General features: G+C 58.9%; 13 protein-coding genes. 12 read left to right on the forward strand and 1 reads right to left on the reverse strand.

The genetic code is table 11. The features are described 5' to 3' along the window. Positions 1-918: 918 nt before the first annotated feature. The 10 genes from GSF67_RS08365 (at position 919) to GSF67_RS08410 (ending at position 8,525) form a co-directional block, all read left to right on the forward strand. A complete protein-coding gene (locus tag GSF67_RS08365) occupies positions 919-1,449 on the forward strand; it encodes a helix-turn-helix domain-containing protein (RefSeq protein ID WP_035215848.1) in 531 nt (176 codons plus the stop codon). Positions 1,450-1,585: 136 nt separating this feature from the next. Then, entirely contained in the window at positions 1,586-2,665 is a 1,080-nt protein-coding gene (locus GSF67_RS08370; protein WP_035215946.1) for an ABC transporter substrate-binding protein, read from the forward strand. A 131-nt stretch (positions 2,666-2,796) separates the two neighbouring features. Continuing rightward, entirely contained in the window at positions 2,797-3,474 is a 678-nt protein-coding gene (rpe, locus tag GSF67_RS08375; RefSeq protein WP_006314101.1) for a ribulose-phosphate 3-epimerase, read from the forward strand. 70 nt (positions 3,475-3,544) lie between these two features. After that, a complete protein-coding gene (locus GSF67_RS08380) occupies positions 3,545-4,051 on the forward strand; it encodes a hypothetical protein (protein WP_006314100.1) in 507 nt (168 codons plus the stop codon). A gap of 81 nt (positions 4,052-4,132) precedes the next feature. Further along, complete coding sequence (gene purB, locus GSF67_RS08385; protein ID WP_006314099.1) at positions 4,133-5,440, forward strand: adenylosuccinate lyase; 1,308 nt, start codon at positions 4,133-4,135, stop codon at positions 5,438-5,440. A gap of 70 nt (positions 5,441-5,510) precedes the next feature. Further along, a complete protein-coding gene (locus tag GSF67_RS08390) occupies positions 5,511-6,074 on the forward strand; it encodes an alpha/beta hydrolase (RefSeq protein WP_006314098.1) in 564 nt (187 codons plus the stop codon). A gap of 195 nt (positions 6,075-6,269) precedes the next feature. Continuing rightward, the gene (purC, locus tag GSF67_RS08395) at positions 6,270-7,034 is read left to right on the forward strand and encodes a phosphoribosylaminoimidazolesuccinocarboxamide synthase (RefSeq protein ID WP_006314097.1); all 765 of its coding nucleotides are present in this window, start codon (positions 6,270-6,272) and stop codon (positions 7,032-7,034) included. Positions 7,035-7,107: 73 nt separating this feature from the next. Continuing rightward, positions 7,108-7,350: a phosphoribosylformylglycinamidine synthase subunit PurS gene (gene purS, locus GSF67_RS08400; RefSeq protein ID WP_006314096.1), complete on the forward strand. Its 243-nt coding sequence runs from the start codon at positions 7,108-7,110 to the stop codon at positions 7,348-7,350. 19 nt (positions 7,351-7,369) lie between these two features. Then, the gene (gene purQ / locus GSF67_RS08405; protein WP_006314095.1) at positions 7,370-8,041 is read left to right on the forward strand and encodes a phosphoribosylformylglycinamidine synthase subunit PurQ; all 672 of its coding nucleotides are present in this window, start codon (positions 7,370-7,372) and stop codon (positions 8,039-8,041) included. A gap of 79 nt (positions 8,042-8,120) precedes the next feature. Then, positions 8,121-8,525, forward strand: a complete 405-nt coding sequence (locus GSF67_RS08410; RefSeq protein ID WP_006314093.1) for a hypothetical protein — start codon at positions 8,121-8,123, stop codon at positions 8,523-8,525. Between the two features lie 230 nt (positions 8,526-8,755). Here the strand turns inward: GSF67_RS08410 and GSF67_RS08415 are convergent, their stop codons facing one another. Continuing rightward, the gene (locus tag GSF67_RS08415) at positions 8,756-9,061 is read right to left on the reverse strand and encodes a DUF1127 domain-containing protein (RefSeq protein ID WP_006314092.1); all 306 of its coding nucleotides are present in this window, start codon (positions 9,059-9,061) and stop codon (positions 8,756-8,758) included. A 93-nt stretch (positions 9,062-9,154) separates the two neighbouring features. On the opposite strand from GSF67_RS08415, the gene GSF67_RS08420 reads away from it, so the two are divergent. Both GSF67_RS08420 and GSF67_RS08425 read left to right on the forward strand, forming a co-directional pair. Then, on the forward strand, positions 9,155-10,573 hold the full coding sequence (locus tag GSF67_RS08420; protein ID WP_006314091.1) for a PLP-dependent aminotransferase family protein: 1,419 nt from the start codon (positions 9,155-9,157) through the stop codon (positions 10,571-10,573). A 112-nt stretch (positions 10,574-10,685) separates the two neighbouring features. Next, the gene (locus GSF67_RS08425; RefSeq protein WP_006314090.1) at positions 10,686-11,276 is read left to right on the forward strand and encodes an acyloxyacyl hydrolase; all 591 of its coding nucleotides are present in this window, start codon (positions 10,686-10,688) and stop codon (positions 11,274-11,276) included. Positions 11,277-11,363 lie beyond the last annotated feature (87 nt).

Below are 11,363 nucleotides of genomic sequence, written 5' to 3' on the forward strand. Positions count from 1 at the left end.
AGTCATTCAGCCGCACGGAGTTTTCTCCCCCGCAACATGAGAGACAGGCAGATGAAACTCTGCAGAAAATTAACGAGAATGGTTCCTTCCATCGACGACGGGCGGGAACAACTTATAATTGATATTTATAAAAGCGATCAATCAAGCAACGCAGACGTCGTAAACTTGATTGGAACGCTGACCTTTAGGCAATTCTCCGATACGCAGGCGAGCCTGCACGGACGCAATGTCCTATTGCAATATTAATGCATGATCCAATGCGCCTACAATGTCGACACAATGTATCGGGCGCAAAAAATGATAATCCACCACATAAAAATAGAGACGACTAAAACCAGCAATAAAGACCTGCGCCTAAGTGAAGCATGATATTTTATGCAATTGTTGCCGTGTTCCTTCCATGGCGGCACATCGCTGTGCTGCCATGCACCCCTTTGGTCGCGAAAGAAATTATGATCAATCATGCCCTTCTTCTCGTGGCTTTATCTCAGGGGAAATCATCACCATCGCCATTACTACGATCGCGAATAACAAAATAAATGGATACAAAACGAGCATCGCAAGGCCCTTAATAGTCAAACTGAGCGCCTTACGTAGCAACCCTGGCCTTTCAACATGCATCATGGCCGCCTTTTCGGGGGATCAATACATTCAAATATTGTCATGTTCGCATCGAAATCGAATCGTCGTGAAGACCGCTAACGAGTCATCAAGCACCCAACCGTGCGATATTTGATTTTATGCAGGGGCACGAAGCGTGTGCCCTATCTTGCTGATGCCTTTAACACAGTGCTAAATAGCCTATTAAAACAACGGCGTCCTGCCAGACGCCTTTCTTATTGATGATATCGAACACAGAGAGGATTAAATTACATTTGGATTTTTGTAAACTCCATTTGTGATTTAACTTGAAAGAATTTGGCTAGGAAAGAAGTCGAGCCCAAGACAGACCTAGGAAGACGCCTCCGAGCCGTGAGGGCAGCGTTCGATATCGATGACCGGGATGTCTTCGCCAGCCGGCTGGTGATCAGCAAAAGTGGTCTGGCGCATTACGAGCGGGGCGAGCGCGTGCCCGACGCAGAGCTGCTTTCCGCCTATCACCGGGAGTTCGGCGTGAACATATCCTGGCTCGTCACAGGGCATGGAGATATGTTCGAGGGGGGACAATCCACCAGCACAGACCATGGCTCCCATCAGCTTCTGATCGATCTGATCAATCCGCTCGGAAGGCTGATAAACAAGGTTTATCGCGACCACGACGTCAGGATAACCGATGATCAGCGCTTCGCGGAGCTGACCAGATGGCACAACAATGTGACCAGTCGCGCCGGCCCTTCCTTCGCATGGAACGATCTTATGTCCCAGTTACCCTGGGTGGAGCAAAGCCTTGGCGAGGAGTTGCGCTCGAAACGGGCAAGCGCTGAAGGTAACAAAAGATCGGCAAGCTGATCCTCGACAGCGAGGCCGGCACATCAGCAATGTGGTGGTTTTGCGGGAATGTCTGTGAAGCGCACGTATTTTTCCTTTGGAAAACCGGTTGTTGCCGATAAACATCAAGCCGGGACAACAGGATTTCGATCACGTCATGCTTTCAGTTCGCCTGCTAACGATCATCGCCGGTTTTGCCTTTGCGGGCTCAGCAAGTGCTGCATCGATTGGCATTGTTGCTCCACAGAACGGTCCTTACGAGCTTCTGGGGCAGCAGGTGCGGCAAGGTGCCAAGGCGGCGGCGGCCAAGCTTGGGCTGGATGTCGTCGAAATCCACGAGAGCTGCGAAGATGGCAGCGGTGGCGCGATTGCCGATGGCCTGGTGGCCGCCAAGGTCAGCGCCGCAATCGGTTTTTTATGCACGGAAACGCTTCAGGGTGTCCTGCCGCCACTAAAGGCGGCCGCCATTCCCGCGATCACGCTTTCCAGCCGCGCGCCTATTCTGATGGAAGATTCCCTGAAATATGGCTGGCCGCTTTTCCGCCTCTCCCCTTCCGACAGGGCCGAATCGGACAGGATCGCCGAAATCATCCTGCGCGACTGGAAGGGACATTCCCTCGGGCTTGTGGACGACGGCACGATCTATAGCCGCGAACTTGTCGACCGCATCCGCGCGTCGCTGGAGGAAAACGGCCTCAAGCCCACCTTTTCTGATACGATGCGCCCCAATCAGGAACAGCAGGTGGCGCTGGTGCGCCGGCTGGCGCGAACCGGCATTTCCCATGTCTTCGTGGGCGCGGAGCGCAACGACGTCGCCATCATCGCCAGAGACGCCGCATCCGAAAACCTCGCTTTGACCATCATGGGTGGTGACGCCATGAATGCGGCAAACAACCCTGTTCCCCTCACCGCCAATGTGCTGGCCGTCACGCGCCCGGCCTATGACACCCTGCCCTCGGCTCAGGCCGCCAGCGGAGAGTTGCGCGCAGCCGGCATCGTACCCGAGGGTTACGTTCTGCCGGCCTATGCGGCGACGGAACTGACGGCCGCCCTTGCGGAGGCGACACAGGCGCAATCGAAACCCGCACCGGAAATATTGGCTGGCGGCACCGTCTTCAAAACCGTCATCGGCGATCTCGGCTTCACACCGTCACACGACCTTTCCGACAACCCCTATCGCCTGCAGCGCTGGAACGGCCAGCGCTTCGAGCCGGTGGACAGGGCCGAAAAGCAATAGGCCACGCGCCATGCGCGGGATTTCGTTGAAACGTAGCTGAAAACGGCGGGCAAGCGCACCGCAAGCCGTTTCAAACCCAGATACTTGATGTTAAAGGCAGCTTACGCAACGCGTCGAGAGGAGTTTGCCCCATGTCCCTGCCCATCCGCATAGCCCCGTCCATTCTGGCTGCCAATTTCGCCAAGCTGGGACAGGAAGTCGCCGATGTCACGGAAGCCGGCGCGGACTGGATCCATCTCGATGTCATGGACGGCCACTTCGTCCCCAACATCTCCTTCGGGCCTGATGTCATCAAGGCGCTGCGGCCCCACAGCATGGCCTTCTTCGATTGCCACCTGATGATCGCACCCGTCGATCCCTATCTCGAAGCCTTCGCCAAGGCCGGCTGCGACAGCATCACCGTGCACGCGGAAGCGGGACCTCATCTGCACCGCTCGTTGCAGACGATCCGCGGGCTTGGCCGCAAGGCCGGCGTGACGCTCAACCCCGCCACACCGCTCTCCGTCATCGAGAACGTGCTCGACGATGTCGATCTCATCCTTATCATGAGCGTCAATCCCGGTTTCGGCGGCCAGAAATTCATTCCCGCCATGCTCGACAAGATCCGGGCGGCAAAGGCGATGATCGGCGACCGGCCGATCGATCTGGAAGTTGATGGCGGCGTGACGGCGGAAACCGCAGGCGCAATCATTGCCGCCGGCGCCAACGCGCTGGTGGCGGGCTCGGCTGTCTTCAAGGGCGACGGCGTTGCCGACTACCGCAAGACCGTCGCACAATTGCGCATGGCCGCGGAAGCCGGACGGACATAACCCGCCGTCGCAGAATGCGGAAAGGCCGGGGCGGCATTGCGAGCGTTGGGGCAGGCGTTGGGGGATAGTCATGGAAAGCGACAGAAAGGGTTTCCGTGAGACGGCTTCTGCAGCGCTGTTCCTGGCTTTCGGCGCCCTTGCCTGGGCCCTCTGCTCGGCCGCTGTCGCCACCATCGGACTCTATATCCGAAACCGGCTGGAAACCGACCATGCCGCCGATATCATCACGCTTTTCTTCTGCGGCGGCCTTTTGGGCTGGCTGCTGGCGATAGTGGCTTTGCGCTTCCTTCCCGCCTCCACTTCCCTGCCGCTGCGTTTCGCGGCGGCCTGCCTCGCCATCGCATTCTTCACCCTCGCCGTTGCGGCGGCATTTTTCGCGTTCCAGTACCGCATCTTTTATGCGCAATGGCACGCACCGGCCTTTTCCCGCATCTGGTTTTTCCAGCAGCTCTTCACCTCGCTCGGCGCGGTCTATCAATTCGCAATTCTCGGTCTCGGACTGTATTTTCCCTTTGCGGCTCTTCCGCTCTCGGCCGCCGGCGCGTTTCTCTGCCGGCGTGCGCGGCAAGCGACTTAGCCATGCAGCTTGATAGATTGAGATTACCGGAACACTTTGCTAAACGGGCAGCAAAATTCCTCCACTAAGAAAGTCATTGCCATGATCCCTCGTTACTCCCGGCCGGAAATGGTCGCCATCTGGTCGCCGGAAACAAAGTTCCGCATCTGGTTCGAGATCGAGGCCCATGCCTGTGACGCGCTGGCCGAACTCGGCGTCATCCCCAAGTCCGCAGCCCAGACCATCTGGGAAAAGGGCGGCAGCGCCACTTTCGACGTCGCCCGCATCGATGAGATCGAGGCCGTGACCAAGCACGACGTCATCGCCTTCCTTACCCATCTTGCCGAATTTGTCGGCCCCGACAGCCGTTTTGTGCATCAGGGCATGACCTCGTCCGACGTTCTCGACACCACGCTCAACATCCAGCTCGTGCGCGCCGCCGATCTGCTGCTCGCCGACATGGACCGGGTGCTCGCGGCTCTCAAGACCCGTGCCTTCGAGCACAAGAACACGGTCCGCATCGGCCGCAGCCACGGCATCCATGCCGAGCCGACCACGATGGGCCTGACCTTTGCCCGCTTCTATGCCGAGATGCACCGTAACCGCGAGCGCCTCGTTAATGCCCGTGCGGAAATCGCCACCGGCGCGATCTCCGGCGCCGTCGGCACCTTCGCCAATATCGACCCGCGCGTCGAGGAACATGTCTGCGAAAAGCTTGGCCTCATCCCCGAGCCGGTCTCCACGCAGGTCATTCCGCGCGACCGTCACGCCATGTTCTTCGCCGTTCTGGGCGTCATCGCCTCGTCGATTGAAAACGTCGCCATCGAAATCCGCCACATGCAGCGCACCGAAGTTCTGGAAGCGGAAGAGTTCTTCTCTCCCGGCCAGAAGGGCTCGTCCGCCATGCCGCACAAGCGCAACCCGGTCCTGACCGAAAACCTGACCGGTCTTGCGCGTCTGGTGCGCATGTCCGTCGTGCCGGCCATGGAGAACGTGGCGCTCTGGCACGAGCGCGACATCAGCCACTCCTCCGTGGAGCGCGCCATCGGCCCCGACACCACGGTTACGCTGGATTTCGCGCTGAACCGCCTGGCCGGCGTCATCGAGAAGCTGGTGATCTATCCCGACAACATGCTGAAGAACATGAACAAGTTCCGCGGCCTCGTGCATTCGCAGCGCGTTCTGCTGGCGCTGACACAGGCCGGTGTTTCGCGTGAAGACGCTTACCGTCTGGTACAGCGCAACGCCATGCGGGTCTGGGAACAGGGTGCCGATTTCCTGGAAGAACTGTTGGGCGACGAGGAAGTGCGCGCAGCGCTGCCTGAAGACGTGATCCGTGAAAAGTTCGACCTCGGTTATCACACCAAGCACGTCGACACGATCTTCACCCGCGTTTTCGGTAACGCCTGATCCAGAACGCGGATAAGTTAATGCCGCCGCGGTCTTGATCGCGACGGCATCAAAGCACAGATATGGGCGCATGAAAGTTTCAGAAGTAGATATCCTCATCGTACCCGGTTACACCAATTCCGGCCCCGATCACTGGCAGACCCGCTGGGAGCGCAAGCTATCCACCGCGCGCCGGGTCGAGCAGGCGGAGTGGACCAAGCCCGTGAAGGCAGACTGGGTGGCGCGCCTGGTTGAAGAGGTGAACGCCGCTACCAAGCCCGTCGTGCTGGTTGCCCATTCGCTCGGTGTGCCGACCGTGATCCATGCCTTGCCTGAGATCGCCCATAAGGTCGTCGGCGCCGTTTTTGTTGCCCCGCCCGATGTCGCCAATCCGGATATCCGGCCGAAACACCTGATGACCTTCGGCCCCTACCCGCGCGATCCACTGCCGTTTCCGTCCATCACCATCGCCAGCCGCAACGATCCCTTCGGTACTTACGAACATGCCGACGACATCGCCAGCGCCTGGGGTTCCATGCTGGTGGATGCCGGCATGTCCGGCCATATCAACGCCGAGTCCGGCCATGGCCCGTGGCCCGAAGGCGGCATGGTGTTTGCCCAGTTCCTCAGCCGCCTGAAGACGCCCGAGACCTGACGATCCGGGCAAAGGCGCACCATGTCATGCCTTGGCCCTACCATACCGGGTGTTGTTGCCTTCATGGCCCGACACAAGAATTGAAGGGAAGATCAGCGCGCCTCATTGTAGAATGCAGTCTTTTCCTTTAAGGGACCGCTTCAAAGACCAAACTTAACGCCACCCGAATCGGCGTCAACCAAGAGACCTGCCATTATGAACCGTCGCCGCCGTATTTACGAAGGCAAGGCCAAGATCCTCTACGAAGGTCCGGAGCCAGGCACGCTTATCCAGTTCTTCAAGGACGATGCGACCGCCTTCAACAAGAAGAAGCACGAAGTCATCGACGGCAAGGGTGTGCTGAACAACCGCATCTGCGAATATGTCTTCACGCATCTGAACAAGATCGGTATTCCGACCCACTTCATCCGCCGCCTCAACATGCGCGAGCAGTTGATCAAGGAAGTGGAGATGATCCCGCTCGAGATCGTCGTGCGCAATGTCGCCGCCGGCTCGCTGTCCAAGCGCCTCGGCATCGAGGAAGGCGTGGTGCTGCCGCGCTCCATCATCGAGTTCTACTACAAATCGGATGAGCTGGAAGACCCGATGGTCTCCGAAGAGCACATCACGGCTTTCGGCTGGGCCAACCCCGCCGAGCTTGATGACATCATGGCGCTTGCCATCCGCGTCAACGACTTCCTGTCCGGCCTCTTTCTCGGCGTCGGCATCCAGCTCGTCGATTTCAAGATCGAATGCGGCCGGCTTTTCGAAGGCGACATGATGCGCATCATCCTCGCCGACGAGATTTCGCCAGACAGCTGCCGCCTGTGGGACATCGAGACCCAGAAAAAGATGGACAAGGACCTGTTCCGCCGCGATCTGGGCGGGCTTGTGGAAGCCTATTCCGAAGTGGCGCGCCGTCTCGGCATCATCAATGAAAACGAACCGATCCGCGGCACCGGCCCCGTCCTCGTAAAGTGATATCGGCCTGGTAAAGTAATATCGGCCTCGTGAAATAATATTGGCCTCGTAGGGTAAATCAGGAGAAGATCAGGTGATCAAGGCACGGGTGACTGTTACGCTGAAGAACGGCGTTCTCGATCCGCAGGGCAAGGCAATCGAAGGCGCGCTCGGCAGCCTCGGTTTTGATGGCGTCGGCCACGTCCGCCAGGGCAAGGTCTTCGATCTGGAACTGGAAGGCGCCGACAAGGCCAAGGCCGAAACCGATCTGAAGGCAATGTGCGAAAAGCTGCTGGCCAATACGGTCATCGAAAACTACGCCATCAGCATTCTTTAAGCTCCAGGAGCCGCTGCCCATGAAATCCGCTGTCGTCCAACTTCCCGGCCTCAACCGCGACCGCGACATGATCGCGGCTCTGACGAAAATTTCCGGTCAGGCGCCCGTCACCATCTGGCAGACGGAAACGGATATTCCCGATGTCGACCTGATCGTCATTCCGGGCGGCTTCTCCTATGGTGACTATCTGCGTTGCGGCGCAATCGCCGCCCGCATGCCGGTCATGCAGGCCATCCGCGAAAAGGCCGAACAGGGCGTCAAGGTCCTCGGCGTCTGCAACGGCTTCCAGATTCTTGTCGAAGCCGGCATGCTGCCGGGTGCGCTGATGCGCAATGCCTCGCTGAAATTCGTCTGCCGTGAAGTGAAGCTCGAAGTCACCAATAACGACACCGAATTCACCCGCGCTTATGACAAGGGCCAGATCCTGCGCTGCCCTGTCGCCCATCACGACGGCAACTATTTCCTCGATACGGATGAGCTGAAGTCCGTGGAAGACAACCGTCAGGTCGTGTTCCGTTATGCTGAAGGCACCAACCCCAACGGCTCGCTGAACGATATTGCCGGCGTCATCAACGCCAAGGGCAATGTTCTCGGCATGATGCCGCATCCCGAAAACCTCATCGAAGCCGCCCATGGCGGCAATGACGGCCGCGGCCTCTTCGCTTCGGCACTCGGCGTCATCGCAGCATGATGGACCGGGCGGGCTTCAAGCCCGCCTTTTTTGATGCCCGTTCGCGGCTGCCGCTTCGGCCTCTCTTCTGGATGACCTGATGTCTCTTGCTTTTCGACTGAATGCCTACAAAGCCACCGGACTGATCCTCGCAGCCGCCGCACTTGCCGCCTGCCAGCCGAAACCGCAGCCGGTCGCCTCCGTCTCCCGCGCTGCTTTGCCAACGATGGAGCGGATCGCGCTTGGTGCCAATGCCTGCTGGTTCAAATCGGGTGATGCGGCGTTCAAGGCCTATCGCCTCGCGCCGGAACTCAATTCTTTCTCGGGCCGCCCGCGCATCCTCCTCGTGCCGCGTAACAGCCCGGAATCGCGCCCCATGCTGGTGATCCAGGCAGAAGGCAACCCGGCAAAGCTCGATGCTTTCGGACCAGTGATGAGCGAAGCCATCTCCGGCCGCATCGCCACCGACGTCAAGCGCTGGGCGAATGGCGGCAAGGGCTGCTGATTAACGAACACGGAAACGGGCTCTCGGCGGGCGCATAGGTGATGCCAGCCTTGATGATGCCCTATCCTTCCTCGTCCCTGTGCTTGTCACAGGAATGAGGGAATAGGCGGTGACGTTCCTCCAAGCGACCGGCATAAAAAAACCCGCCGACGCCGGTTGGGAGTGGCGTGGCGGGCTGCCGAATGGCTTGATGGTGCCGGGGAAAGAAGGCACCGCTCTCCGACAAAAAATCAGAGGGACCGCGTCGGCCAGGAGAAAAGCTGAGATTTCGCAGCCTCCTTCATGGCCTCATCGCGCGTTACCCCGATATCCTCCAGAAGATCGTCAGACAGCTCCCGCAAGGCGAACCGTCCGCGCCGTTTCAGGTGCCAGTGAAACACGCCGGCAATCATGCGACCAATAAGCGTGCGGGCGATCTTGGCCGGAAACGGCGCCGGTGCGACCATGTCGCCGGCATCGCGGAACACGCGTTCCCGTTCGTAGCCATCAGGATAGAGTGTATCCGCTGTCGAAAGGTATTGATCCATCTTGCGCATATTGCACCTATTGTCTCCGTGTGCTTGATGTCATTCAATGCAGACAATAAATACAATTGACTTGAGAACAGATACAATGCATAAATTGTCACCATGACAAATTGGCTCCCTGACATCACCGAGGGCGACGGCCCGATTTACCTTCGCCTTGCCGATAGTATCGAAGGCGCGATTTCCGACGGAATCCTGCAGGCAGGCTCGAAACTGCCACCGCAGCGCAATCTCGCTTACGATCTCGGCGTAACAATCGGCACAATCAGCCGGGCCTATGGCCTTATTCACGAACGTGGCCTCGTCAGCGGCGAAGTCGGCCGCGGCACCTATGTCAATGAACGCAAGACCCCAGCGCCCTTATCGCCCGAGGAACCGTCCGTGTCGGCATTCGGCGGCACGCGCTACGCCCTCGACACCAGCGCCGAATTCCGCCTCAACACCACCGCAGCGCCGGATGTCGGCCAGAGCGTGCTGGTCGGTAAACACGTCGAGGCCCTTGCCAGAGAACATCCGTTCGAAATTTCCAACTACACCCGCACCTTTCCGGACAACTGGTGTATGGCGGGCGCTCGCTGGCTTTCCCAGAACGGCTGGTCGCCGAAACCGGAAAACATCGTCTCCACGCTCGGCGCCCATGCGGGGGTGATGAGCGTGGTCACCGCAATGACGGCGCCGGGTGACCGGATCGTCTTCGAGCCCGTCACCTATTCCCACATCAGCCGCAGCGCCACCCTTGCCGGGCGCCGCGTGACTCTGGTGGAGGCGGACGAAAAGGGTATCGTCCCCGATGATTTCGAGCGTGTCTGCGCCCAGCAACATCCGAAGATGATCTTCCTGATGTCGGCCGGCCAGAACCCCACCTGCGCCACCCTGCCCGAGGATCGGCGGCGGGCAATCGCCGATATTGCCCGCAGATACGGCGTATGGATCGTGGAGGACAATCTCTACGGTGCCATGACCCGCGAGGCGATCCCGCTCATTGCGGAATTCGCACCCGACATCACCTTCGTTGTCGGTGGCCTGTCGAAATCCGTCGCCGCCGGTGTCAGGGGCGGCTGGGTTGCCTGCCCGGCGCAATTTTCATCGAGAATACGAATTTCGCATTCGATGTTAACCGGCGGATTGCCCTTCATGCTGGCCGAACTGAATGCGCGTCTCGTCAATAGCGGCGACGCAGATGAAATCCGCAAGGATTGCATCGCCGAGATCAACCAGCGCGAGGCAATCGCCAGACGCATCTTTGCCGGGCTGGAATTCAATTCCCTGCCCGATATCGCCTTCATGTGGCTGCGGCTGCCTGAACCCTGGCTGTCGGGCACCTTCCGCAATGCCGCCATGAAGGAAGGCGTACTGATCGACGACGAGGACGAGTTCAAGGCCGGCCGCTCGGAAAAGGTATTCCACCGCGTCCGCATCAGCTTTTCCGGCCCCTCCTCGCGCGAGGAACTGACGCATGCCTTTGGCATCCTGCGCAATCTGCTCGACAACGGTTCATCCGGCTATGAAAGCGAGGCGTAAGCGGTGCCTGGCCGAGTCATTCCTGCAACACGATTCCTAAATCAGTAACTCATTATTTACCGCACCAACAAATCTGCCATCCTCTCCCTACTTCGGAGCGGGGAATGATTCGATGGCAGCATTCGGTTCCACATCCATCAGGGTACTGTTCGCTCTTGCAATGGTCTTTGCAGCATTTGTGCTTGCGGATGTCACATCGGCCATCGCCGCCGACGGTACGGTATTCGACGAACTGCGGTTCGGGGTCACAACCTCTGTCACCAGCCGCGATGGCGGCGGTGAAGATGGCGCATTCCCGGCCTTTACCGCCTATTTTGATCCCTTCGCGAGCGCCTCAGCTGTCACCCTCGGCGAAAAACTCGCCCGCCCGCGTCTGCATCTGGGCGGCGAAATCGGCACCGAGGGAGAGGCAGATACCGTTTACGGCGGCGTCAACTGGACCTTCGACCTCAATCCGAAGATTTTCGTCGACCTTGGCTTTGGTGGCCTGTGGCATGACGGCAGACTGAAAAACGGCCCTGGCGAAGCGGGCGCGGAATTCGGTTGCCGCCTGCTTTTTCATGAATATGCCGCTATCGGATATCGCTTCAACAGCAACTGGAATATTTCGACCCAGATCGAACACGCCTCCCACGCCAATCTGTGCGACGGCCCCAATGACGGGCTGACGCGTGTCGGACTTATGGTCGGCTACAAGTTCTAAATAAGCCAAGAAAGCAGCGTTTTGCCGGTAGAACTGCGCATTTTCCTGTCGCACGGAGAGGCCTCTTGCGCTAAAGAACCGGAAACT

This window comes from Agrobacterium sp. CGMCC 11546 (genome assembly GCF_013365515.1).
In the GTDB taxonomy this organism is placed as follows: domain Bacteria; phylum Pseudomonadota; class Alphaproteobacteria; order Rhizobiales; family Rhizobiaceae; genus Agrobacterium; species Agrobacterium fabrum.